Source organism: Advenella sp. S44, from assembly GCF_002810445.1.
Classification (GTDB): Bacteria; Pseudomonadota; Gammaproteobacteria; order Burkholderiales; family Burkholderiaceae_B; genus Advenella.
Genome location: NZ_NEXS01000005.1, coordinates 95,480 through 120,839, shown reverse-complemented (window position 1 = coordinate 120,839; position 25,360 = coordinate 95,480). Strand labels below are relative to the sequence as shown.

Here is a 25,360-nt window from a genome sequence, read left to right as displayed (position 1 = left end):
GTGCTCCTTATTGGACGGTTAAGAACAGCACCGCACCATAGGAGGCGATGCCTGCGCCTGTCAGGCGGGCCATCCAGGTTCTGTGGCGAGCCAGGATGGCGCCGGCGATCATTCCGACGCAGTGGATGAACAGGGTGGAAAGCATAAACCCCAGGATAAACAGGCTTGCGGCGCCACCCTCAGGCAGTTCCATGCCATGGGCCGCGCCATGGAAAAAAGCAAAGAACGCAACCAGTGCCGAGCCTGTGGCCAGAGATAGGCGCGCCATGCCCGCCAGCATCAGGCCCAGCACCAGCAAAGAGGCCATGATCAGCGGTTCTACCAGCGGAATTTGCATTCCGGCCATGCCTAAGAGCGCGCCCACAAGAAGAATGCTGGAAAAGGAAAGCGGGATATAAATGGCTCTTTTCAATGATGGGTATGCCATGGCACTCCAAATGCCCACCGCCAGCATGGCCAGCAGATGGTCCGGCCCCGTCAGCGGATGAAGCAGGCCTTCATTGAACATGGACATGGGGTCAACGTGCTCGAAGTGACCGGGATGGGCCAGCGTGGCCAGAGGCAGGCCGGCCAGAGCAAGCGCAGCCAGGCTACAACGTGACTGGTTGGAAAAAGGTTGAATCATGATATTTTCCTTTGCGAATCTATAAAAATAAAGGGACGGGCTATTTGTCGTTGTGTGTACTCAGACAATCGGATGGTGAACGGTTACCAGTTTGGTACCATCGGGAAACGTGGCCTCGACCTGGATGTCGGGGATCATTTCCGGCACGCCCTCCATGACATCATCTCGCGTAAGCACTTGTGTGCCCGCATGCATGAGCTCGGCCACCGTCTTGCCTTCGCGGGCCCCCTCGAGCAGCGTCGCGGTAATCAGCGCCACCGACTCCGGGTGATTCAGTTTCAGGCCCCGGTTGCGACGCCTTTCAGCGAGCAGCGCAGCGGTAAATATCAGTAATTTGTCTTTTTCTCGTGGTGTCAGATCCATGGTCGTCCCGCAGTATTAAGTCGAATGTTTAGAATGGGCCGCAAGCGCAGTGCTATCAGGTGAGCCAAAGCCGCAAGGGCATCGCGACAACGCCCAGATGCTGCGGTCGCAGGCGTTGCCAGCAATCGACCATCAGTTGCCTGATTTGCTCGGCACGCGTGCCAAGCAGGCGTACCAGGACCAGACTGTTGGACGAATCCAGCTGAATCTGGCTGACCCCAGCCCGCAGTTTGTCGGTCCACGGCAGGCTCGCAGTCATGGACTCCATGTGGTGGGCGGCGATGATCGGTCCTATGCTCCAGACGGTTGCCATGACCGGAAAGCTCCCCAGTCCGGCACTACTTTGCCGCACAGGGTGTTCGGCGTCGATCAGGCCGGCTTCTGTCCAAACCAGTTGGTCGTCATAGTAAAGGGCGGTATCGACGGCAAGCTTGCCCTTATGCCAGTATCCCTGTGTGGCCACGCTGCCCAACTGGAAACAGTCCCAGCCGATTGCGCGGGCGCCTGCAGCGAGCCGGATTACGCTGGTGTTGCTGGCCTGGGCCTGTTCAAACAGCAGATTCTCAAGAGGAAGCCAGTCTAGTTTTGCATTGGGAGCGATGCAAAGCTCAATGCGTTGTGTTGCTGTCCCGCCATTGGCCTTGTACCAGCGTGTTGCGCCGGGGGTGGACAGTACTGCATGGGCGTTTTCATGAATGGTTGCGGCAATGCTCAGTTCGTCGCCGCCTGCAATGCCTGATGGCGGGTGCAGTATGGTGGCGTGACAGATGGCCGGACCTTCCGGATAGAGCGACTTCTGCACCAACAATGGCCCGGTATGGGCATTGTGGGTCAGGGCACTGCGCCCGGACGGTTGGCAAGAAAATGCCAACGAGAGAGTCGCAGCCCAGCTTTCGGTTTGCATGACAGCTGACATTTGCGGTTACACACTAATGTGACGTTCAATACCGTCTGCATCAATATTTGCGCCTTTTCCCTGGGCAATAATGACGCCGCGGTTCATGACAAGATAGTCATCGGCAATAAGTTTGACGAAATCCAGATATTGTTCAACAAGAAGTACGGTCATTCCATGATCTGCAACAAGAAATTTGAGTGTTCTGCCAATATGCTGAATGATATTCGGCTGAATGCCTTCGGTCGGTTCGTCCAGAATCAGCAGTCGTGGCTCACTCATGAGGGCACGGGCAATCGCCAATTGCTGCTGTTGTCCACCAGATAAATCTCCGCCGTTGCGATGTTCCATTTCCTTGAGAACCGGAAAAAGCTGGTAAATAAAGGCTGGTATTCCTTTAGGCGTTTTGCGTGATGCTGCCCCAACCAGCAGATTTTCCTTGACGCTCAGTCGCGGAAAAATATCGCGGCCCTGGGGCACATAACCAATGCCCTGGGCTATACGGCTGGCCGTTCCCATTCGACTGATGTCTTTGTCGGCATAATTGATCTGCCCGTCACGAATGGGTACGACGCCAAGCAGGCTGCGCAGCAGTGTGGTTTTGCCAGCACCGTTGCGGCCAAGCAGGGCGGTCAGGGTATTGGCTTTTATATCGAGTGAGATATCGCGAAGAATATGGCTGCCCCCATAATACTGATTGACGTTGTGTACGCTGAGCTGCATGATGCGTGTTCCTTGATTAGCGGCCGAGATAGGATTCAATAACTTGCTGATCCTGCTGCACCTGTTGCATGTTCCCTTGCGCCAGTACTGTGCCGGCAGCCAGGACGGTAACTGTGCCCTGATCGCCTGCCAGGTTTGAGACAAAGCCCATATCGTGCTCCACCACGACAATGGAGCAGGTACCACGAATGCGATGGAGTATTTCAGCCAGCTCGGCCGTTTCGTGGTCGGTCATGCCGGCAACTGGTTCGTCCAGCAGCAGCAATGCGGGTTTTTGCATCAGCAGCATCCCGATCTCCAGACGCTGTTTCTGGCCGTGCGACAGTTCACCCGCAGCCCGATAGGCAACAGCCTCCAGCTTCATGATGCCTAGCGTGCTTTCAATGCGGTGGCGCACGTCTGCGGTGATGCGCGCGTTTAAGGCGGCGTGCCAGCGACGATCTCCGGCATCGGCCAAATAGAGGTTTTCCCAAACCGGCTGGCTGTCGAATACCGACGGCTTCTGGAACTTCCTTCCGATACCCATTTGTGCGATCTGGGGCTCCTGCATGGTCAGCAAATCCAGCGTCTGGCCCAGATACACCTGGCCTTCGATAGTGGCATTACGGTGACCGGTCTTTCCGGTAATGACGTCCATCAGCGTCGTTTTGCCGGCGCCATTGGGGCCGATAATGCAGCGCAGTTCGCCTTCTTTGATGTACAGGGACAAGTCATTGATCGCGCGGAAAGCATCGAATTTAACGGTCAGGTTTTCGACATACAGCACGATGCCGTGCGTCGTATCAATTTTTCCGGCTTCGGCAAAATGGGCCAGATGGGTAATCGTGCCACCGGCGCTGGCAGTGTCAGCATGGATATCAGTCATACCGCCTCCGAGGCAGACGCCGCGTTCGAGCCTGTTTTGAGCGGTGGTGGACGACGACGTGCAAACAGGCCGATCAGCCCTTTGGGCATGAACAGGGTCACCACAACAAACAGGCCACCGAGGACGTACAGCCAGTATTCCGGCATGAACGCAGTGAAAAACGTTTTTGCACCATTGACTGTAAATACGCCCAGGATGCTGCCGATCAGCGACCCGCGACCGCCCACGGCGACCCAGATCACCATTTCAATTGAATTGACGGGCGACATTTCGCCTGGATTGATAATACCCACCAGAGGTGCATATAAAGCGCCTGCAATTCCGCAAAGCATGGCGGACAGCGTCCAGATTGCCAGTTTGTATTGCAATGGATTGAATCCGATGAACATGACACGACTTTCACTGTCGCGGATCGCAGTGATTACCTTGCCGAATCTGGATTTCATAATCCATTGGACCAGTACAAACACCAAGATGAGCACCACAAAGCTGATCAGGAAAAGTACCGTACGGGTGTCGGTAGCGTTGATGGAATAGCCGGCGATGGATTTGAAATCGGTGAAGCCATTGTTGCCGCCGAATCCGGTCTCGTTGCGAAAGAACAGGAGCATGGCCGCGTAGGTTACTGCCTGTGTCATGATGGACAGGTACACGCCCTTGATGCGCGAACGGAAGGCGAAATAACCGAAGATGAACGCCACAATTGCTGGCACCAGCGCCGCCAGGATGAGTGCGCAGGTCAGAGTCTGGGTACCGGCCCAGTACCATGGCAATTCGGTCCAGTTAAGCAGGAAGGTAAATGCCGGTAGTCCCGCCGGCTCCTGGCCGGGCGCGGGTGCCTGCACCAGATACATGCCCATGGCGTAACCCCCCAGGGCAAAATACAGGCCATGCCCCAGGCTCAGGATGCCGCAGTAGCCCCATACGAGATTAAGCGACATGGCCACAATGGCATAGCAAAGCATCTTACCGACAAGCGTGAGCGTATAGTCGCTGATATGCAGCGCGCTACCGGGTGCGGCCCATTGCGTACCCAGCAGGGTCGCCAGAAATATGCCGATTACTACGACGCATAATGTCAACCAGCCGCGACGCGAGAACAACGGTGCCCGTTCAGGAATATTCAGTTCGAATGATGTGGTCATGAGTGTTAAGCCTCTGCCGCGCTGCGGCCTTTCTGGGCAAACAGGCCCTGGGGACGTTTCTGAATAAAGGCGACGATCAGCAGCAGAACGATAATCTTTACCAATACCGCGCCCAGCAACGGTTCACCAAGCTTGCTCAGCACGCCCAGGCCAAAAGCGCCAAGCACGGTACCGATAAGCTGGCCGACGCCGCCGAGCACCACAGCCATAAATGAATCAATCAGATAGGCCTGGCCGAGATCCGGGCCAACGTTGCCAATCTGGGACAATGCGACGCCGCCAAGACCGGCGATACCCGTTCCCAGCGCAAAGGCGTAGGCATCCACCTTGCGGGTCCGGATGCCTACGCAGGCTGCCATCGTGCGGCTCTGGGTACACGCGCGGATGAAAAGCCCCAGGCGTGTGCAGTTCAGGACCAGATACAGGCCAATTACAACTGCAATAGAAAAAGCGAGAATAATGAGTCGGTTGTAGGGAACCACGAAAGCCGGAAGCCATGCCGCAAGGGGTGCAAAGGAGCCGCTCATCCAGATTGGATTGGCCACGTCCACATTTTGCGCGCCAAAGATCAGACGTACCGTTTGCAACATCAGCAGGCTGACGCCAAAAGTGGCCAGCAGGCTTTCCAGGGGGCGACCGTACAGGTGACGAATAATCAGCCATTCGACCAGAATACCCACGGCAGCTGCTGTCAGAAAGGCCACGGGCAGTGCTGCAAGCAGGTAGTAGTCGAACCACTCGGGCATCCAGATCTGAAAGGCGCGTTGTGTCAGATAAGTGGCGTAGGCGCCCAGCATGAGAAATTCACCATGCGCCATATTGATCACGCCGATCAGGCCATAAATCACGGCCAGGCCCAATGCAGCCAGCACCAGTACACTGCCCAGGCTCAGACCGGTGAAGGCGTTATTGGCAAGCGCAGAATTGCGTTGCCGCGCATCAATATGGGAAAGCGATTCGGCGGCAGCAATAGAGATCGCGCTCTGAGGCTGATTTTCTTCTGAAATAATATTGTTCAATACGGTACGTGCATACGGCAGGTTGACCGAGGCCAGTGATTGCACGGCCAGCAGGCGCTGCTCGGGCGCTGCGCTGCGATCAGCTGCCGCCGCGAAAGCATGCAAGGTATTGAGCTTTTGTTTGAGCGCAGGATCGGTTTCCGCCGTGAGTGCCTGGTGCAACTGCTGCGCCGACAGGCTGTCCGGACGACTCAGCAGATTGTCAATGGCCATCCCACGGGTTGCCTTGTCCGGGGCAAACAGGCTCATTGAGGCCAGCGCATTCTGGATCAGTCGGCGCAGTGCATTGTTCAGTACCGGCTGGCGCGTCGGCTCCGTGGGTGGCACGACGCTTTTACTCGTCAATGGGTCGGTGTAGTCTTGATCAGATTTGATCAGGACACGACCATCAGGCAGACCCAACAGGGTGCCTTGCGATAAGCTTTGCAGAATCGGACGGGCCATCGCAGGATCGGCATTCACCAGTTTTTCGATTGCCTCTTTGCGCTCCCCATAGCCACCCGCAACAAGCGCGCTCAAATCAGCAGGCGTCAGCGTGTTCGCATAAGCCGAAGTAACAGAGGCAAGCAGAACGCCGACAACCATCGCCAGTTGTCCAATCCAGTCACGGATGACGGAAGAGGTGAGTTTCATGCAGATCTTTCCATTTTTTGCTGCCGGTTCATTACTCGCATTTATTTCACTTCATCAGATTTTTTTTCATTGCCCGCAATGAATGGGCTCCACGGTTGAGCGCGCACCGGTTTTTCTGTTTGCCAGACAATGTCGAATTGCCCGTCAGGACGGATTTCACCAACCATGACCGGTTTGTATAAATGATGGTTGCTGCCCATTTCAACTTCGAAGCCATCCGGGGCGGATACTTTCTGGCCTATCATGGCCGCGCGAACGGCATCCACGTCAGTCTTGCCCGCTTTCTCGACGGCGGCTTTCCACATTTTCAATCCAACAACGGTCGCTTCCATCGGATCGTTGGTCAGTGGTTTGTCTGCACCCGGCAGCTTTTGTGCAGTGGCGTAGTCTGCCCATTGTTTTTTGAAGGCTGAATTGGCTGGGTTGTCCACGGACATAAAGTAATTCCACGCGGCCAGGTGACCGACCAGCGGCTTGGTGTCGATGCCGCGCAATTCCTCTTCGCCTACAGAGAATGCGACGACAGGCGTATCAATAGCCTTGACGCCGGCGTTGCCAAGTTCCTTATAGAAGGGGACATTGGAGTCGCCATTGATGGTGGATATGACTGCAGCTTTTCCACCCGCGGCAAAACGCTTGATATCGTTCACGATGGTTTGATAATCGCTGTGACCGAAGGGGGTGTAGACCTCCTGGATGTCACTATCGGCAACACCCTTGCTATGCAGGAAGCCGCGCAATATTTTGTTGGTAGTGCGTGGATAGACGTAGTCTGTTCCAAGCAGAAAGAAGCGCTTATAACCGCCGCCTTCTTCGCTCATCAGATATTCAACGGCAGGAATGGCCTGTTGGTTGGGTGCCGCGCCGGTATAGAAAATATTGCGTGACATTTCTTCGCCTTCATACTGAACCGGGTAGAACAGCAGGCCATTGAGTTCTTCAAAGACCGGCAGTACCGACTTGCGTGAGACCGATGTCCAGCAACCGAAAACCGCTGCCACTTTTTCCTGGCTGAGCAATTCGCGTGCTTTTTCTGCAAACAGCGGCCAGTTGGAAGCGGGGTCGACGATGACGGCCTCTACCTTGCGGCCAAGAATGCCGCCTTCTTGGTTGATCGCGTCAATTTGCATCAGCGCGACATTTTTCAGCACAGTTTCGGAAATGGCCATCGTGCCGGATAGTGAGTGCAATATGCCGATCTTGATCGGCGGTTTGGATGGATCAATCTGACCCTGGGCCCAACTGCTGTTGAGTGCGCCAGAGCCAAATGCAAGAGCGAGACTGCACACCATGGTTTTAAGAACATTACGACGTTTCATTTATCAGCTCCGGAATGAGTAAAGGCAAATTGCATTTGTGAGTAAGCGATAGAGCTAAAGCAATAGTCGTGCCAGCACCCGGATCGTGTTGTTGCGACGGACCGCGCAAATGAGAACCAGCTTCGCCCAATTGCGTGGCGCGACGGGCGCAGTTACGAGGGGAACCGTGAGAGAACAGAGCGCGGGCGTTGAGAGCGCATCGATGGGAACAAAAAAGTGCAGAAGGCTTTACCGCCCAGGCGATGGTGATTTGGATTAGCTTGCCTTTATTCGATATTGGTGCGTTCAAGACCCAGGGTGGACTTCGGTGCATGATGTCGGTGCGTCAGTGCGTCGGATTGGTCCGTTCGAATTTTTAATCGCCGGGCCTGTCTGCTTTACCCGGATCAGCCGATTCTATAAAATTACCTGAAGATATATGCTAATAAACAAATGTTATATAGTAACAATGGTTCAAAGTCAGGAGAAAATGATGAACAGAAGTCGAAGGAAGCGAAACGGCCTACGAGCCCTGGCAGTCGCCAGCGCCTGTAGCACGCTTTGGCTATCCATGGGGGTTGCGTTTGCCGATGATGTCGCGCAAGGCAAAAGCATCGCAACCAACGGCGTTGCCGGCCAAGCACCCTGTATGGCCTGTCATGGCGCAAATGGCGAGGGTATGGCGGCTGCCGGTTTTCCGTTTCTCGCGGGTATGCCGGCTGCCTATCTGGAAGCGCAGCTTATGGATTTTGCCGAAGGCAGGCGCAAGCAGCCTGTCATGGAGCCGATTGCCAAGACTTTGAACGCTGAACAGAAAAAGGCGGTTGCCGCCTGGTATGCGTCTCTCAAACCGGTTATCAACCCGGCCCGCGCAGTCCAACTGCAACAGAGTTATCCCAAGGGTAAGAAGGGCGCCTGGCTGGCCCAGCGTGGCGACTGGTCGCGTGGGCTGCCGGCCTGTGTGCAGTGCCACGGACCGGGCGGCATTGGCGTTGCACCCACTTTTCCTGCGTTGGCCGGTCAGTCGGCCACTTATATCAAAAACCAATTGCTGGCCTGGAAAACGGGTACTCGGGCAGAGGACGTCCATGGCCTGATGGCACATCTTGCGGGCAAACTGACTGATGAGGAGATCGAGAGCGTCAGTACCTATTTCGGAAACGATATTGGCGCGGCAACTGCCAGCGTTACGTCAGCACAAACGCCAGCAAAAGCAGGAGGGCAACAATGAATCGTCTTTTATTTATTCGCCGATCGCATCTGGCGGTCGTGACCACGGCAGCCTGTCTGCTTATGGCGGAGGTCGCCAGTGCAGCGCCAGCCGAATCCGGTGAGTCTGCCGCTCAGGCAACGCCAGTCGCCGACGCAGCGAAAGAGCGCGCCGATAGCTCGGCGGATGCCGGCGGGTTTTTGCCGCCGCCAGCCGATTCGATTCCTGACGACGAGTTCGGCGAGATTGTAAAAAAAGGGCAGGAGTATTTTTTACACACTTCCCAGTCGTTGCCGCAGTACACAGGCAATTCGCTCAATTGCGTCAATTGTCATATTGATGCGGGACGGCGCGCCGATTCGGCGCCCATGTGGGGCGCCTATGTCCTGTATCCGGCATATCGCAAGAAAAATGGCCATGTTAATACCTTGGCTGAAAGATTGCAGGGCTGTTTTAAGTACAGCATGAACGGTAAGGCGCCAGAGGCCGATTCCGACGTAATTGTCGCGCTCTCATCCTATATGTACTGGCTTGCCAGCAAAGCGCCGACCGGTGTCAAGCTTGAGGGACAGGGCTATAAGCGCCTGCCTGAACCAGCACAGGAAATGGATCTTGATCGCGGCAAGGCGGTGTACGCCGCACAGTGTGCCGTCTGTCACGGAGTCAATGGGGAAGGGCGCAAGTCAGCCGGCGTGACCGTATTTCCTGCATTGTGGGGCGATGACTCGTTTAACTGGGGAGCAGGCATGCATCAGATGCCCAATGCCGCTGCATTCATCAAAGCCAATATGCCCCTTGGTAAAGACCATACCCTGACCGATCAGCAGGCGTGGGACGTGGCCTATTTTATGAATTCACACGAGCGGCCCCAGGACCCGCGGTTTACCGGCAATGTGCAGGAAACGCGCGAGCAGTTCCATTCAGCGGATGACAACTTGTATGGCCGGACAATCAACGGCGTCGTTCTGGGCGCCAAATCGGTCCCGTCAGGCGGACGATTGCGGGAGGCCCCTGAGGCAGACGCGGCAGGCAAGTAAAGCTGCGCAAGGCTTCTTCATCAAGTTGTGTAAAGCGCCAGGAAAGAACGTGACGTAGTGCAAAACATGTAAAGCAGGGGTGGGCAAACGCAGCGCTGCGGATGCCGGATTGTAACTGGCGGCCGTAACAGGCCGATGGCGAGCGCCGGCTGGCGGCCTGTTTTCCACCGTTGTGGTCCATCATCATCGGCAACGTGAAAAAGGTTCACGGTTTATCCCGTGAACCTTTTTCTTTATTGTACCGCTGTGGGCTTTCGCTATGGTTTTGTGACTGGGTACCGGCGCGCAACGCAGGGTACCGCAAGTCAGTTTATTTGCGAGATCTGCCGAGCTTGAAGATCAGGTGATCGAATACAAAACCTGCAAATGCCGCAATGGTTGCGACTGCTGCCCAGGAGGTATCGCTTAGCACGCTTTGGAAGGTGAAAACATAGGCGGCGGTACCGAAGATCATGCCGAACACGGCTCGGATAACCAGGTAGGCCCAGTTTTCATCGTCCAGTTTGCATTTGCCCTGACTGCGGGAAAAGCAAATATGTTCGTGATCCAGAAAGCAAGTGGCCACTGACAGCATGGAGCCGACAGCGCCAAAAAACATGGCTGAAAAACTGACAGACCAGGTAATCAGCGCGGCAAATAACCCGAAGATAATCAGGCCAATGACAAAGCCGCCATTGCTGAACAATGATTTGCCAGGCGGCTTGCCGGCAAGCGGCTCGCCAGCATTGGCCTGCGAAGATTCGGATGGATGGGTGCCATAACGGTCATTGTCAGGCTCATGAATAGGGTCGGACATCGTAAACTCCTTCGATATACTGAAATAACAGACCAAATGCAAATGCAATAATTGCGTTTGTCTTACCAACGCTTACTAAATTACACCAGTTTGGCACTGTATTCGAACAAACGCGGAATCGGCAAAATAAAAATATACCAAAAAGTGGCGCTCATGGCGCCCATAATTTTTCCAAACGCTGGCCGTCAAGCATGTTTTTTTCGATTTTTGGGTAGAATACGAGGTTATTCTTAATTTATTTCCTAAGTAAGGTCCACGAATGCAGCCAACGGTTGAAACTCTAGAAGGTCTGGAACGTCAGGTTAATCTGGTCATTTCCATTGACGACGTTGAAAAAGAAGTCAAAACCCAACTTGCCCGCGTTGCCCGCACCGCCAAAGTGCAGGGTTTTCGTCCCGGCAAAGCACCGGTTTCCGTCATTGAGCGCAGTCACGGCCCTGGCGTTCGTTACGATGTGATCAACCAGAAAGTTGGTCAGTTGTTTGATGAAGCCATTCGCGAAGCGAAATTGCGTGTCGCCGGCGCTCCTTCCATTGAGCCCACGGAAGACAATTCCGCAGAGGGCCAGTTAAGCTTTGCTGCAAAATTTGAAGTTTATCCGGAAGTGTCCGTTCCCGATCTGACTGCGCTTGAAGTCACGCGCTTCGATGCCGAGGTTGGTGAGCAGGAAGTGAACAACACCATCGACATTCTGCGCAAGCAGCGTGCATCGTTCAGTGCCGATGCAGAGCGTGCCTCCGAAAAAGATGATCGAGTCACTGTTGATTTTGTCGGTACGATCGACGGCGTCGAGTTCGAAGGCGGCAAGGCAGAAGATTTCCCGTTTCAACTGGGCCAGGGTCGCATGTTGCCCGAATTTGAAGAGGCTGCAAGCGGCTTGAAAGCAGGCGAAAGCAAGGCATTCTCACTGACGTTTCCCGAAGATTATCCGGGTAAAGAAGTAGCTGGCAAAACCGCCGAATTTACCATCACTGTAAAAGAAGTGGCCGTGCCGGTTCTGCCAGAAGTCGATAGCGAATTTGCCAAATCGCTGGGCCAGCCAGAAGGCGATACCGAGAAGCTGCTGTCTGAAGTGCGCAGCAACATTGAGCGCGAAGTAAAAAACCGCACTCAGGCCCGCACCAAAAACAGCGTCATGGATGCGCTGGCCAAAGCTGCCAGCTTCGATGTGCCAAAATCATTGGTTGACAGTGATGTGCAAACTCGCATTGCGGCGGCTCGTGAAGATCTCAAGCAACGCGGTATGCCCAACGCCGATACAATGGATATTCCTGCCGACGCATTCAAGTCTGACTCCGAGCGCCGGGTTCGATTGGGCCTGATCGTGGCAGAATTGGTCGATAGCGCCAATTTGCAAGTCACGCCTGAGCAGGTTCGTACGCGCATTGAAGAGTTCGCACAGAATTACGAAAAACCCGAACAGGTTGTCACGTATTATCTGACCGATCGTCAGCGTCGTGCAGAAATTGAATCTGTGGTCCTTGAAGATAACGTAGTTGACCATATCTTGTCTAAAGCCAAGGTCACTGAAGAAAAAGTGCCGTTTGAAGAACTTATGGGAAATGTATAATGAATCGTTTTACCGACTTTTACGCGTCTGTCCACGGAGACCAGTCTGTGCGCCCCTCGGCGCTGGGCTATATTCCTATGGTTATCGAGCAATCGGGGCGCGGAGAGCGGTCTTACGACATATACTCGCGTTTGCTTAAGGAGCGGGTCATCTTTCTGGTCGGTCAGGTAAACGACCAGACAGCCAATCTTATTGTGGCGCAGATGTTGTTTCTTGAGTCGGAGAATCCGGACAAGGACATTTCCCTTTATATCAATTCACCTGGTGGTGCGGTCTACGCCGGATTGGGTATTTACGACACCATGCAGTTTATCAAGCCCGACGTCTCCACAATGTGCACCGGGTTTGCAGCCAGCATGGGCGCCTTCCTGCTCAGCTCGGGCGCCAAGGGCAAACGCTTTAGCCTGCCCAATTCACGTATCATGATTCACCAGCCGCTGGGTGGCGCGCAAGGCCAGGCTTCAGATATTGAAATCCAGGCCAAGGAAATCCTGAGCTTGCGCGAGCGACTCAATCAGATTCTTGCCAAGAACACCGGCCAGCCGATTGAGCGGATCCGCGAGCATACTGAACGCGATAATTATATGGCGGCCGAGGATGCCCAGACTTACGGATTAATTGACAAAGTTCTGGCTACGCGGGCAGACGTTGCATAGTATTTGATATACTGTTTTCAAAGGTTTCGTTCAGGTCGACCTTTTAGCGAGGGTCGACCTGTTTTTATCGGATTAATCAAAACACAGATATGGCAGATAAACCAAGTTCTACCGACGGCAAAAACCTGCATTGCTCGTTCTGCAACAAGCACCAGAACGAGGTCAAAAAGCTGATCTCGGGCCCTGGAAATATATTCATTTGTGATGAATGTATTGAGTTGTGCAACGAGATCATCCATGACAGTGCGCAGGATGAAGCTCGTGAGGCCATCAAGACAGAGTTGCCTTCGCCCGCTGAAATCAAGTCTTTTCTTGATGAGTACGTCATTGGTCAGAATCAGCCCAAACGCAATCTGGCAGTCGCGGTGTATAACCACTACAAGCGTATACGTCATAGCGACCTGAACCAGAAAGATGATATTGAGCTTGCCAAAAGCAATATTCTGCTTATCGGGCCGACCGGATCGGGCAAAACGCTGCTTGCGCAGACATTAGCTCGCATGCTGGACGTACCTTTTGTGATGGCAGACGCTACGACACTGACCGAAGCCGGATACGTGGGCGAGGACGTCGAAAACATCGTGCAAAAATTGCTGCAAAATTGCAACTACGATGTTGATAAAGCCCAGCGTGCCATTGTATACATAGACGAGATCGACAAGATTTCACGTAAATCCGACAACCCTTCCATTACCAGGGACGTGTCGGGAGAGGGTGTACAGCAGGCGCTGCTCAAACTGATCGAGGGTACCGTCGCATCTGTGCCTCCGCAAGGTGGGCGCAAGCATCCCAATCAGGACTTCGTCCAGGTCGATACCACCAATATCCTGTTTATTGTCGGTGGCGCGTTTGACGGACTGGATAAAGTCATTCGCAATCGGACTGAAAAATCGGGCATCGGTTTTGGTGCATCAGTACAGGGCAAATCGGCCAGGGGCGTAGGCGAAGTGTTTGCTGAAGTCGAACCCGAAGACATCATCAAATTCGGTCTGATACCGGAATTGGTAGGACGTCTTCCTGTTGTGGCGACCCTGGAAGAGCTGGATGAGGCGGCCCTTATTACGATTCTGACTGAGCCGAAGAATGCGCTGGTAAAACAATACCAGAAACTGTTCGCCATGGAAGAGGTAGAGCTCGAAGTGCGCCCGGGAGCATTGTCGGCAATCGCAGATCGTGCACTTAAGCGTAAAACCGGCGCCCGCGGCCTTCGCTCCATTCTTGAGGCTTCACTCATGGATACCATGTTTGACCTGCCTTCCCAGGGGAATGTCGTCAAAGTGGTGCTCGATGAATCTGCCATAGAAGGATCGGGTTCTCCGATGCTGGTTTTCGCTGAAGATAAAGAAGCGACACCATCAGAGAACAAAGAGAAAAAGCTGAAAGATGCTGCTGCCTGACGGGCCAGGTTAGCCTGGGCAGGCCTCGCGGCGGTGCACATTGGGAGAAACATTCCTTCTGTCGGGATCGTGGTGGTACCTGCATAAAAACCGCCGGTATTTAAGCCAGGCGACCTTGAAATTGCCCTCAAAGGCTCCATCTACAGCCTAATTACTGTAGAAGTACAACGTTTTTCAAGGAATCAGCTTATGTCAGCGAGTCAGATTTTGCCGGCAGAATCAACACAATTACCATTGCTGCCCCTACGCGACGTGGTCGTGTTCCCTCATATGGTCATTCCACTTTTCGTTGGCAGACACCGTTCCATCCGTGCGCTGGAACTGGCAATGGAAAGTGACAAACAGATCATGCTTGTTGCACAAAAATCTGCCAGCAAGGATGAGCCCGGCCCCGATGACATGTATGACATCGGATGTGTCGCGTCCATTTTACAAATGCTCAAATTGCCCGATGGCACAGTCAAGGTGCTGGTAGAAGGGCAGCAACGCGCGCGCGTAGAAAATATTATTGAAACCGAATCGCATTTTTCTGCGCAGATTCTGCCCATTGAGCAGAACGACACGCGCAATTCCGAGATCGAGGCACTGCGTCGAACCATCATTGCGCAGTTTGACCAATACGTCAAACTCAACAAGAAAATTCCGCCTGAAATTCTCAGTTCCCTGAACGGAATCGAAGAAGTCAGCCGTCTGGCAGACACCATTTCGTCACATCTGCCGCTCAAGCTTGAGCAAAAGCAGAAGTTACTCGAGGAACTGGATGCGTCAGGCCGTCTTGAGGCGTTGCTGGCGCAAATTGAAACCGAGATTGACATTCTCCAGGTCGAAAAGCGCATTCGTGGTCGCGTCAAAAAGCAGATGGAAAAAAGCCAGCGCGATTACTATCTGAATGAGCAAGTCAAGGCAATTCAGAAAGAGCTGGGCGAAGGCGAAGAGGGCGCAGATATCGAGGAGCTCGAAAAGAAAATCGAGGCTGCCCAACTGCCCAAGGAAGCCCGCAAAAAGGTCGACAGCGAACTGAAGAAACTGAAGCTGATGTCGCCCATGTCTGCCGAGGCGACCGTCGTGCGCAACTACATCGACACGGTCATCGGTCTGCCCTGGAAGAAAAAAAGCCGAATCAATAATTCGCTCATCAATGCGCAGAAGGTGCTGGATAACGATCATTACGGTCTGGAAAAGGTCAAGGAACGAATTCTTGAATATCTGGCTGTGCAACAGCGTGTCGATAAAGTCAAGGCGCCGATTTTATGTCTGGTCGGGCCTCCAGGGGTGGGTAAAACCTCGCTGGGGCAATCCATTGCACGAGCAACTAATCGCAAGTTCACGCGCATGGCACTGGGCGGCGTGCGTGATGAGGCCGAAATTCGTGGTCACCGACGCACCTATATCGGCGCGCTGCCAGGCAAGATTCTGCAGAATATGAATCGTGTAGGCGTGCGCAACCCCTTGTTCCTGCTTGATGAAATTGACAAGCTGGGCATGGATTTTCGCGGCGATCCGGCCTCGGCACTGCTTGAGGTGCTAGATCCCGAGCAAAATCATACGTTCCAGGATCACTATGTCGAGGTCGACTACGATTTGTCCGACGTCATGTTCGTGGCCACCAGCAATACACTGAATATCCCGCCGGCGTTGCTCGACAGGATGGAAGTCATTCGTCTGTCGGGTTACACCGAAGACGAGAAAGTGCATATTGCCATGGACCACCTGCTGCCCAAGCTGATGAAGAATAACGGCGTGCGTGATGGCGAGCTGGTTGTTGAAGAGTCGGCGCTGCGTGATATTGTTCGCTACTACACGCGTGAAGCAGGGGTACGGGCGCTGGAGCGCGAAGTCAGCAAGATTTGTCGCAAGGTCATCAAGGAATTGCTGAGTAATGCCGTTAGCGCTGCCAAAACAGCCGCCAAGGGTAAAGCAGTTCCAGCCAAGGCTGTTCACGTGACGGCCGACAATCTGAGCCATTATCTGGGCGTACGCAAGTATTCCTTCGGTATGGCCGAAAAGGACAATCAGATTGGGCAGGTTACCGGCCTGGCCTGGACCGAAGTGGGCGGCGATCTGCTTACCATTGAAGTGGCCGTGGTTTCAGGTAAAGGCAACATCCAGCACACCGGGTTGCTCGGGGACGTGATGAAAGAGTCTATGCAGGCCGCGCGCACGGTCGTGCGCTCACGGGCGCATGCACTGGGCTTTGCCGATAGTGTCTTTGAGAAAAAGGACATTCACATCCACGTTCCTGAAGGTGCGACACCCAAGGATGGCCCGTCTGCCGGTATCGCGATTACAACCGCACTGGTCTCGGCGTTGTCGGGTATTCCGGTTCGCGCAGATGTTGCCATGACAGGTGAAATTACCCTGCGGGGCGAGGTGCTGGCCATTGGCGGCTTGAAGGAAAAGCTGCTTGCGGCTCATCGCGGAGGCATCAAAACGGTGTTGATCCCTGAAGAGAACGTCAAGGATCTGACCGAGATTCCAGATAATGTGAAAAACCATCTGGAGATCATTCCGGTAAAATGGATTGATCGCGTGCTGGAAGTCGCGCTGGAAAGACCGCTTACGCCATTGTCCGAGGCAGAAATTGCCAAGCTGGCAGAGGAAGCCGCGGTTTCTGCAGCCAAGCCGCCAGTGGATAACGTCAAATCGGTCAAGCACTAATTAGCTCGCTCCTTCGCTAAGTAGCCGATCAGTAGCCAAAGAATGGCTCCTGAAGACAAAAGGCCCGGTGTATTACCGGGCCTTTTGCATATGTGCGCCTAGCGTTAACGCGCTCATGCGCCTGCGGTATTGGCTGCGGTATTGATCAGGCGGCGGGAACCGTCAGGCATACATATCAGATGCTCGTAAGGGATGTCAGGGGTCACGCACGACATGCCAGCTGCCATGTCGAACATGTCAGGACAAGCCGACGTGCCTCTGTTGTTTTCAATGGCGTCATTACTCGCCGTTATGACGCCGGGGAATGTCAGAGGTAAGGGGCCTTAATAGCCCCCGGGCATTGCTCAAAAACCGAATGGGCGATCAGAAACCGAGGTCTCTGCGCAACTGCTCTTTCTGGTTGCGCAACTGTTGAAGACGCTGTTGCTCGTCGTTGTTACCGTCAGTTGCGCCGTCAGAGGCTCCAGGCGCGGCCGGCGCGGGAAAGTCTGATACCGGATCAGGGAAACTATCGGAAATATTGCCATTGTCCGCGTCTGAATTCGTGGCATTGAACATATCCTGACTGCTTGTATTGGGTGGTGGCGCTCCTTCTGCCCGCGGCGGTGCGGTAGGCACCGGTGGAATGACTGCACGCAGGTCTGGGTTGCTGCGTACGGCCGATTGGTCTGAACCAGGGGCAGGCTCAGACGAATCCGGCGCGGGCTGAGACGGACCAGGCGCAGGCTGAGACGAACCGGGCGCAGGCTGAGACGAACCGGGCGCAGGTTGAGCTGAGTTGGCCGGCGCATTCGGCTGGCTGCTACCGTTTCGAGTCGCGTTCGAGCTGGCGTCGGGACTTGGACTGGCGGGTGCAGGGGAAGGCGTGGTCGGCTGGGCAGGCGCAGCAGGATCGCTGGACGAAGCACTGGACGAATTTGCGCCGTCTTGCGTTGTGTTAGTGCTGTCTGGCGCATTGGTCTGGTCATAGGCAGCCGCTGCCTCTTGCTGCTCCTGAGCGACAGGCGGGGCTTCGCTGCCAGCCGTGGGTTGTGCAGGCTGGGTTGCGTCGGGCGTTGCCGCTTCAATCTGACCGCTCACACTGCTGGCGCCGCCTGCGTCCGCAGAGCGATTGACCGGATTGCGCGTGAACGCATCGTAGACCGAGGCGCCAATGAAGATGAACACGACGATCGCGACAATGGTCAGGATCAGATTGTAAATAAAGGACTTTGACATAAATTTGGCGTTATCAGTTTCAGGCCGGGCACAATGCCTGCCGGTCCAATTCGGTGGCCGTCAGCTTGCTGTTACAGCATAAGTATATCTTGGCCGGCATGGGTGCGAATCAATTGAACAGGCTTTTACCCAAATTGGATATCCCGTTGAAGAATCGTTCTATGGTATTGACGTTCATGTCGGCGGTGCTGGCCCCAAGAATGATGATTTTTGACTGCTGCGCCGCTGTATTGACTGGCTGCATGCTGCCGGGAGTTGGCGCTGCGGCCGATCCGGTGACATAAGCCAGGCGGGAGCGGTCAACGCCGCGGGTCGTGAGCGCCTTCATCATGGATAACGCGCGCACTTCCTGCAGTTCCTGATTATATTCAGCCGAGCCGGTGTTGTCCGATACGCTGTCGATGAGCGCCTTGCGTTCCGGACGGTCGCGCAACAACTGGCCGACCCGGTCGAAAAAAGGTGCGGCTTCTGGTTGTAGCGTGGCCGAACCGGGCAAAAACATGTTGCTGTCTTTTGACGTGATGGCAACGCCGCGCGGGTCCTGGCTGATTTGCAGCCCGTCACGACCGTCGTCACCCATTGCGGCGCAAGCGGTCAGGAGGGTGAGGGCAAGCAGGGCGAGCGCAGTGCGCAACAGGCGTAATTGAGACATATCAGTTCCGTATATTGAAATTGTGGTCACAAGCCTAGCATGGCGCGGACCAAAAACGACGAACGTTAATATACTGCAACAGTTCTTTTTAAGACAAGCTGCGACAGTGGACATCCTAATGGTGGCTTGTTGTGTTATTTTGCTGCATTTACCCCTTGATTTTTTACAAATTGCAGTCATTTATTGGCTATAGGCGCCGGGCTGGTGTAAAATCACGGGGTATTTTACGAAATGGTGAGACTGTTTTGATGATGTCCGAAGCTTCACGAACCCAGAGCCTGACCACGACCGATACGTATATCGGTCTCCCTGTGCGCTCGTGATTCTTGCCAAACGTATTTTTCAAAAGAACAGCGAACGCGACTTGTGAAGTCGCGTTTTTTATTCAATTCAAGGCAACAGCATGTTTCAAATTACTTTACCCGATGGTTCCAAGCGTGAATTTTCCCAACCCGTCCAGGTGGGAGAAGTTGCGACGACCATCGCGCCCAGCCTGGGTAAGGCGGCGTTGGCGGGTAAGGTAACCATCAACGGCGGCCAGGCCCAACTGGTGGATACGTCCTTTGTCATTGACCAGGACGCGGATCTGGCCATTGTGACCGCGAAAGACGCCGAGGGCCTGGAAATTATCCGCCATTCTACCGCTCATCTGCTGGCCTATGCGGTCAAGTCGCTGTTTCCCGATGCGCAGGTCACCATTGGTCCTGTGATCGACAATGGTTTTTATTACGACTTTTCCTACAAACGCCCGTTCACGCCTGAAGATCTCGAAAAAATCGAGAAAAAGATGACCGAACTGGCACGAAAAGATGAAAAAGTGGTCAGGGAAGAATGGTCTCGCGATGACGCCGTGGCTTTCTTCAGGGAGCAGGGCGAAGCCTATAAGGCTGAAATCATCGCTTCGATTCCGCAGGATCAGAAAATTTCCCTGTACCGGGAGGGCGACTTTATCGACCTTTGTCGTGGCCCGCACGTGCCATCTACCGGCAAACTGAAGGTATTCAAGCTCATGAAAGTAGCCGGCGCCTATTGGCGTGGCGACAGCAAGAATGAGATGTTACAGCGTGTCTATGGCACGGCCTGGGCCACCAAGGAAGAGCAGGCCGCTTACCTGACGATGCTCGAGGAAGCCGAAAAACGCGACCACCGCCGACTGGGTCGCGAACTGGACCTGTTTCATTTCCAGGACGAAGCGCCAGGACTGATTTTCTGGCACCCCAAGGGCTGGCAAATCTGGCAACAGGTTGAGCAGTACATGCGCGACGTCTATCGCGAAAACGGCTATCAGGAAGTGAAGGCGCCGCAAATTCTCGACCTGAGCCTGTGGAAAAAAACCGGCCACTGGGACAATTACAAAGAAAACATGTTCACCACGGAGTCCGAGAACCGGGTTTATGGGCTCAAACCCATGAACTGCCCCGGACACGTGCAAATTTATAATGCTGCGTTGCACTCCTATCGGGAACTGCCTATTCGGTATGGTGAATTCGGCCAATGCCATCGGAATGAGCCCTCCGGCTCATTGCATGGCATGATGCGAGTGCGCGGTTTCACACAAGATGATGGACATATTTTCTGTACGGAAGACCAATTGCTGGCCGAGTGTGCCCAATTCACAACACTATTGCAGAAAGTCTACAAGGATTTCGGTTTCACCGAAGTTCTGTACAAAGTGGCCACCCGCCCCGAAAAACGCATCGGCGACGATGCCGTTTGGGACAAGGCCGAGCATGCGCTCATGGAAAGTCTGCGTAGCTCCGGATGCGAGTTTGAAATCTCACCGGGAGAGGGCGCATTTTATGGCCCCAAAATCGAATATACGCTCAAGGACGCGATCGGCCGCCACTGGCAATGCGGCACGATACAGGTAGACTTTTCAATGCCCGCGCGGCTGGGCGCGGAATATGTCGATGCCCACGACCAGCGCAAAACCCCGGTCATGTTGCATCGCGCGATCCTGGGTTCGCTCGAACGTTTCATTGGTATGCTCATCGAGAACCATGCCGGTGCCATGCCTCCGTGGCTGGCTCCCGAACAGGTTGTGGTTTGCACCATATCCGAAGCATTCTCCGATTACGCCATGCAGGTGGTCACAGAATTGAAAAAACAGGGTTTTCGTGCTTCATCCGATTTGCGCGGGGAAAAAATCACCCGTAAAATCAGGGAGAATAGTATGCAAAAGGTTCCCTACATCCTGGTTGTTGGCGAAAAAGAACGGGAAAGCGGCGCTGTCGCCGTTCGTGCGCGCGGCAACCTGGATCTGGGAACCATGTCTGTAGACGCATTTATAGAGCGGCTGCGTCATGACGTTACAACTTGTCAGGACGTTTCAGCCTAATTTATTAATTTCAGGAGATCTTAACATCGCAACCGAAAAAACCAATCGTATTAACGCCGAAATCCGTATTCCGGAAGTTCGACTGATCGGCGTAGACGGCGAACAGCTGGGTATCGTCAAAACAGCAGAAGCCTTGCGCCTTGCAGAGCAGGAAGGCATTGATTTAGTTGAAATCGCCCCTAATGCAGAACCGCCAGTATGCCGCATCATGGACTATGGCAAGTTCAAGTATCAGGAACAAAAGCGCCAGCACGAAGCCAAGGCCAAGCAGAAAATTATTCAGGTCAAGGAAGTCAAATTCCGTCCGGCAACCGATGAAGGCGACTACCAGGTCAAGCTGCGCAATCTGAAGCGTTTCATTGAAGATGGCGACAAAGCCAAGGTGACCCTGCGTTTCCGAGGCCGCGAGATGGCGCATCAGGAACTGGGTATGCGTGTTCTTGAGCGGGTCCGCGATGATATGGCCGATCTGGTACAGGTTGAAGCCATGCCCAAGCTGGAAGGCCGTCAAATGGTGATGGTTCTGGCGCCCAAGCGCAAGGCTGTACCCGCCGGCAAGGCCGACGATAAATAAACGCGGGCTACCAATACGGTTCCGTCGTCAATGTGGGATGTAAACTGATGCATGTACTTTTTATCATTGATCCGCTGCCTTCGCTCAAGGCATACAAGGACAGTTCGGTCGCCATGATGCGAGCCCTGCATAAACGAGGCCACATCATCAGCGTTGCGCTTCAGTCCGACCTGTATGTCGATCTGGGTCGAGTAAAAGTACGTGCACAGCCGATACAGCTGAACATGACTGCGGATCTGCACGAGCACGATTGGTGGACACAGCAGGACAACGCCGTTGAAACCGAAGCAAATCACTTTGACGCGGTCCTCATGCGCAAGGATCCTCCGTTCGATATGGAGTATCTGTACTCTACGCATTTGCTGGAAGCTGCAGAAAAACAGGGCGCGCGGGTATTCAATTCTGGCAATGCCATACGTAACCATCCTGAGAAACTGGCGATTACCGAGTTTTCCGAATTCACCGCGCCCACACTAATTACAAGTGCGATATCACGGCTGAAGGCATTTCATGCCTCGCATGGCGACGTTATCGTCAAGCCGCTGGACGGCATGGGCGGCACCGGCATTTTCCGGATCACCGAGTCCGATCCGAATGTTAATGCGATTCTGGAAACCCTGACGGTCGACCAGACGCAAACAATCATGGCACAAAAATACATTCCTGAAATCGTACAGGGTGATAAACGCATCCTGTTGATAGACGGAGAACCGGTGCCCTATGCACTGGCTCGTATACCGCTGGCCGGGGAAACCCGTGGTAATCTGGCCGCCGGCGGACGCGGGGTCGCTCGCGAGTTGTCCGAGCATGATCTTGCCATTGCCAACCGAATCGGTCCCATTTTGCGGGAACGGGGGCTGTTGCTGGTGGGGCTTGATGTGATTGGCGATTATGTCACCGAAATCAATGTGACTAGTCCCACCTGCTTTGTAGAAATTACAGAACAGACCGACTTTGATGTTGCGGACCATTTTGCTGCTGCGCTTGAGAAAGCGGTTGCAGTCTGAAGGTAGATAAAATGACCACCCTTGCTCTTATAGCGCATACGCCTTTGGCTTCGGCTCTGTCCGAGTGCGCTCAGCATGTCTTGGGACAAATTGATAATTACGTTTTCTTCGATATTGAGCCCGATGTCGATCCGGAATCCAAGGCGCAAGAACTGATTGCGCAATTAAAGTCAATGCTCGGCCCGGATCAGCAGGTGCTGATTCTGGCGGATCTGGGAGGCGCAACACCGGCCAATATTGGCGCCCGTGTGGTGCGTCAGTTGCAGGATGCCGGCGTCAAAGCCCATATTCTTTCCGGCACCAACGCCTGTATGCTGCTCAACGCGGTCCGATATCGAGACCAGCCGATGGAGCAGTTATGCCAATCCATTTTCGAGGGCGGCAAGAAAGGCATGAAATGTGTCGATCTGGCTCCTAATGATTAACGATTAACCTTTCTGATAAAGACCGCGCTCATATGCCTTCAGTAGACATAGTAATAAGTAATAAATTAGGGCTGCATGCCCGCGCTGCCGCCAAGCTTACCCAACTGGCCAGCCAGTTCAAAAGCGAAATCTTTATCACCCGTGCCTCTCAGCGGGTCAATGCCAAGAGCATCATGGGCGTCATGATGCTGGCTGCGGGCAAAGGGATCACCGTCAGCATCGAAGCCGACGGTGATGATGCGGATCAGGCGCTTGAGCAGATCCAGGCTCTGTTTGAGAACAAATTTGGCGAGCCCGAATAAATCCCAGCCCTGGGGCCATTCAGATGGTGAATAACTGGTACACGTAAAACAGGCACGTAAAAAGTGCAAGGGACGAGACAATATACGATGACAAACACCGAGCACACACCGACAAGACAAAGTACTGTTTTTACCCTTCAAGGAAAAGGTGTGGTGCGCGGCTATGCCATCGGCCGTGCTGTCGTCATGGGCGCGGCCACGCTCGAAGTCAGTCATTACCGGATTTCGGCTGAAGATGTTCCGGCCGAATGCGCCAGACTGGATCATGCGTTGAAAATTGTCTACGACATGTTGCAGCACACTATAGAATCCTTGCCGGCAGACGCTCCCAAGGAACTGGTGCCGCTGCTCACGGTTCATAGCCTGTTGGTTTCTGACCCGGAGTTGGCGGCCCAGACCAAGGAACTTATCGCATCCCGGCAATATAACGCCGAATGGGCGCTTAGCACGCAGGGGCAGATTGTCGCAGAGCAGTTTGCCGTCATGGATGACGACTATATCCGTGAGCGGGTTGCTGACATCCATCAGGTAATCGAACGCGTCATTCGTATTTTGGCCGGCTCGGGTGAATTGATGCTGCCCGATATGTCCCGAGATATGGATATCAATTCGCTTATCGTGGTGGCACACGATATTTCACCGGCTGACATGCTCAAACTGCGCGGTGGCCGGTTCGCTGCTTTTGTAACCGATCTGGGCGGCCCGACCTCGCACACGGCGATTGTCGCGCGCAGCATGAATGTGCCGGCGGTGGTTGGTCTGGGAAATGTTCGCAGCCTGGTTCGCGATCGGGATATGATGATTGTGGATGGTGAAAACGGGTTGGTGTATGTCAATCCGACACCGGAAATATTGCAGTTCTATCAGCAAAAGCAGGAAGCGTTTATCCGCGAGCGGGCAGAATTGATCCTGTCCAAGGACGAGCCGGCCATTACTCTGGACGGCAAGCGCATCGGCCTGCAGGCCAATATCGAATTACCACATGAAGTGTCACAGGCGCTGGAGATGGGCGCCGACGGCATCGGTCTGTTTCGCAGTGAGTTTCTGTTTATGGGCAGGCAGATTCTGCCAACGGAAGAGGAACAGTTCCAGGCGTATGCGCATGTGTTGCGTGCCATGCCCGACAAACCCGTGACTATTCGCACGCTGGACCTGGGCTCGGACAAAACCCTGGATGGGGAGGCGACGGTGGCTGTGAACCCGGCGCTCGGCTTGCGTGCTGTCCGCTACTGCCTGTCGCGTCCGGATCTTTTTGCCACGCAGTTGCGTGCGCTGTTGCGTGCCTCGGTTCATGGCAGACTCAGGATCCTGATCCCAATGCTCTCGCATATGCATGAGCTACTCGCAGTACGCGAAGCGATCGAATCGGCCAAGAAGGAACTGGATCGTGCTGGTATGTCCTATAGCGACAATATCGAACTGGGCGCAATGGTGGAGATCCCGGCAATTGCGATTGCCATCGAGCCGTTTCTCAAGTCACTGGATTTTGTTTCTATCGGAACCAATGATCTGATCCAGTACACGCTGGCCATTGACCGAGTCGACAATGAAGTATCCGATCTTTACGACCCGCTACATCCGGCGGTATTGCGGCTGATTTCACAAACGATCCAGGCCGGTGAGCGCGCGGGCAAGAGTGTTTCCATTTGCGGCGAAATGGCCGGAGATGATCGATACACTAAGCTATTGCTGGGGCTGGGTCTCAATGAATTTTCGATGCACCCGCAGCAGTTGCTGGATGTCAAGAAGCTGGTCAGGACATCGCATACGAACGCCTTGCGTACCAAAATTGCCATGGCACTCAATCGTGCGGAATCCATAGACTTAAATAGTCTGGGTATCTGATCAGTCACGAATCCAGTATGCCATCTTGGTGGGGTTGCGACTCTGCCAGCGATAAAAAAGGACACTGCAGTGTCCTTTTTTGCGAGCTCAGCATGGGCGTGCTCCTGCA

The 25,360-nt window shown here is 54.1% G+C and carries 23 protein-coding genes; 12 read left to right on the top strand and 11 right to left on the bottom strand.

Annotated features, from left to right (window positions below; translation table 11 throughout):
- Window positions 1-7: 7 nt before the first annotated feature.
- The 8 genes from CAP48_RS12170 to urtA are packed head-to-tail and all read right to left on the bottom strand — an operon-like array spanning window position 8 to window position 7,587.
- Window positions 8-625, bottom strand: a complete 618-nt coding sequence (locus CAP48_RS12170; RefSeq protein ID WP_100697072.1) for a HupE/UreJ family protein — start codon at window positions 623-625, stop codon at window positions 8-10.
- 60 nt (window positions 626-685) lie between these two features.
- On the bottom strand, window positions 686-988 hold the full coding sequence (locus CAP48_RS12165) for an urease subunit gamma (RefSeq protein ID WP_100697070.1): 303 nt from the start codon (window positions 986-988) through the stop codon (window positions 686-688).
- Between the two features lie 55 nt (window positions 989-1,043).
- Window positions 1,044-1,904 carry an urease accessory protein UreD gene (locus tag CAP48_RS12160; RefSeq protein WP_242444473.1) on the bottom strand — a complete coding sequence of 287 codons (861 nt, stop codon included), beginning with the start codon at window positions 1,902-1,904 and terminating at the stop codon, window positions 1,044-1,046.
- 6 nt (window positions 1,905-1,910) lie between these two features.
- Window positions 1,911-2,606: an urea ABC transporter ATP-binding subunit UrtE gene (gene urtE, locus CAP48_RS12155; protein ID WP_100697068.1), complete on the bottom strand. Its 696-nt coding sequence runs from the start codon at window positions 2,604-2,606 to the stop codon at window positions 1,911-1,913.
- A 16-nt stretch (window positions 2,607-2,622) separates the two neighbouring features.
- Window positions 2,623-3,471, bottom strand: coding sequence for an urea ABC transporter ATP-binding protein UrtD (gene urtD, locus CAP48_RS12150; RefSeq protein WP_100697066.1), 849 nt, complete (start codon window positions 3,469-3,471; stop codon window positions 2,623-2,625).
- The gene (gene urtC / locus CAP48_RS12145; protein WP_100697064.1) at window positions 3,468-4,616 is read right to left on the bottom strand and encodes an urea ABC transporter permease subunit UrtC; all 1,149 of its coding nucleotides are present in this window, start codon (window positions 4,614-4,616) and stop codon (window positions 3,468-3,470) included. Before urtC ends, urtD begins: the two co-directional genes overlap by 4 nt.
- A 5-nt stretch (window positions 4,617-4,621) precedes the next feature.
- The gene (urtB, locus tag CAP48_RS12140) at window positions 4,622-6,268 is read right to left on the bottom strand and encodes an urea ABC transporter permease subunit UrtB (RefSeq protein ID WP_100697062.1); all 1,647 of its coding nucleotides are present in this window, start codon (window positions 6,266-6,268) and stop codon (window positions 4,622-4,624) included.
- A 41-nt stretch (window positions 6,269-6,309) separates the two neighbouring features.
- Complete coding sequence (gene urtA, locus CAP48_RS12135) at window positions 6,310-7,587, bottom strand: urea ABC transporter substrate-binding protein (protein WP_100697060.1); 1,278 nt, start codon at window positions 7,585-7,587, stop codon at window positions 6,310-6,312.
- 469 nt (window positions 7,588-8,056) lie between these two features.
- Here urtA and CAP48_RS12130 point away from each other — a divergent pair, with 469 nt between their 5' ends.
- Complete coding sequence (locus CAP48_RS12130; protein ID WP_161495246.1) at window positions 8,057-8,797, top strand: c-type cytochrome; 741 nt, start codon at window positions 8,057-8,059, stop codon at window positions 8,795-8,797.
- A 62-nt stretch (window positions 8,798-8,859) separates the two neighbouring features.
- Window positions 8,860-9,813 (top strand): c-type cytochrome, encoded by a 954-nt coding sequence (locus CAP48_RS12125; protein WP_369806353.1) that lies wholly within the window; start codon window positions 8,860-8,862, stop codon window positions 9,811-9,813.
- Between the two features lie 310 nt (window positions 9,814-10,123).
- Here CAP48_RS12125 and CAP48_RS12120 read toward each other — a convergent pair whose 3' ends face one another.
- A complete protein-coding gene (locus CAP48_RS12120; protein WP_100697054.1) occupies window positions 10,124-10,609 on the bottom strand; it encodes a hypothetical protein in 486 nt (161 codons plus the stop codon).
- Window positions 10,610-10,868: 259 nt separating this feature from the next.
- Here CAP48_RS12120 and tig point away from each other — a divergent pair, with 259 nt between their 5' ends.
- The 4 genes from tig (at window position 10,869) to lon (ending at window position 16,890) form a co-directional block, all read left to right on the top strand.
- Window positions 10,869-12,179, top strand: a complete 1,311-nt coding sequence (gene tig / locus CAP48_RS12115) for a trigger factor (RefSeq protein WP_100697052.1) — start codon at window positions 10,869-10,871, stop codon at window positions 12,177-12,179.
- Window positions 12,179-12,835, top strand: coding sequence for an ATP-dependent Clp endopeptidase proteolytic subunit ClpP (gene clpP / locus CAP48_RS12110; RefSeq protein ID WP_100697050.1), 657 nt, complete (start codon window positions 12,179-12,181; stop codon window positions 12,833-12,835). Before tig ends, clpP begins: the two co-directional genes overlap by 1 nt.
- An 89-nt stretch (window positions 12,836-12,924) precedes the next feature.
- Window positions 12,925-14,232: an ATP-dependent Clp protease ATP-binding subunit ClpX gene (clpX, locus tag CAP48_RS12105; protein WP_100697048.1), complete on the top strand. Its 1,308-nt coding sequence runs from the start codon at window positions 12,925-12,927 to the stop codon at window positions 14,230-14,232.
- 189 nt (window positions 14,233-14,421) lie between these two features.
- Window positions 14,422-16,890 carry an endopeptidase La gene (lon, locus tag CAP48_RS12100; protein WP_100697046.1) on the top strand — a complete coding sequence of 823 codons (2,469 nt, stop codon included), beginning with the start codon at window positions 14,422-14,424 and terminating at the stop codon, window positions 16,888-16,890.
- 363 nt (window positions 16,891-17,253) lie between these two features.
- On the opposite strand, the gene CAP48_RS12095 is transcribed toward lon, so the two are convergent.
- On the bottom strand, window positions 17,254-18,108 hold the full coding sequence (locus CAP48_RS12095; RefSeq protein ID WP_100697044.1) for a hypothetical protein: 855 nt from the start codon (window positions 18,106-18,108) through the stop codon (window positions 17,254-17,256).
- A 109-nt stretch (window positions 18,109-18,217) separates the two neighbouring features.
- Window positions 18,218-18,760 (bottom strand): OmpA family protein, encoded by a 543-nt coding sequence (locus CAP48_RS12090; protein ID WP_161495245.1) that lies wholly within the window; start codon window positions 18,758-18,760, stop codon window positions 18,218-18,220.
- A 403-nt stretch (window positions 18,761-19,163) separates the two neighbouring features.
- On the opposite strand from CAP48_RS12090, the gene thrS reads away from it, so the two are divergent.
- The 6 genes from thrS (at window position 19,164) to ptsP (ending at window position 25,251) form a co-directional block, all read left to right on the top strand.
- Window positions 19,164-21,098, top strand: coding sequence for a threonine--tRNA ligase (thrS, locus tag CAP48_RS12085; protein WP_100697040.1), 1,935 nt, complete (start codon window positions 19,164-19,166; stop codon window positions 21,096-21,098).
- Window positions 21,064-21,672, top strand: a complete 609-nt coding sequence (gene infC / locus CAP48_RS12080) for a translation initiation factor IF-3 (RefSeq protein WP_198772007.1) — start codon at window positions 21,064-21,066, stop codon at window positions 21,670-21,672. Before thrS ends, infC begins: the two co-directional genes overlap by 35 nt.
- 47 nt (window positions 21,673-21,719) lie before the next feature.
- A complete protein-coding gene (gene gshB, locus CAP48_RS12075) occupies window positions 21,720-22,679 on the top strand; it encodes a glutathione synthase (protein ID WP_100697038.1) in 960 nt (319 codons plus the stop codon).
- An 11-nt stretch (window positions 22,680-22,690) separates the two neighbouring features.
- Complete coding sequence (locus CAP48_RS12070) at window positions 22,691-23,104, top strand: PTS sugar transporter subunit IIA (RefSeq protein WP_100697036.1); 414 nt, start codon at window positions 22,691-22,693, stop codon at window positions 23,102-23,104.
- Between the two features lie 32 nt (window positions 23,105-23,136).
- Window positions 23,137-23,406: an HPr family phosphocarrier protein gene (locus CAP48_RS12065; protein WP_100697034.1), complete on the top strand. Its 270-nt coding sequence runs from the start codon at window positions 23,137-23,139 to the stop codon at window positions 23,404-23,406.
- Between the two features lie 87 nt (window positions 23,407-23,493).
- Window positions 23,494-25,251 (top strand): phosphoenolpyruvate--protein phosphotransferase, encoded by a 1,758-nt coding sequence (ptsP, locus tag CAP48_RS12060; protein WP_100697032.1) that lies wholly within the window; start codon window positions 23,494-23,496, stop codon window positions 25,249-25,251.
- The last annotated feature ends 109 nt before the right edge of the window (window positions 25,252-25,360 follow it).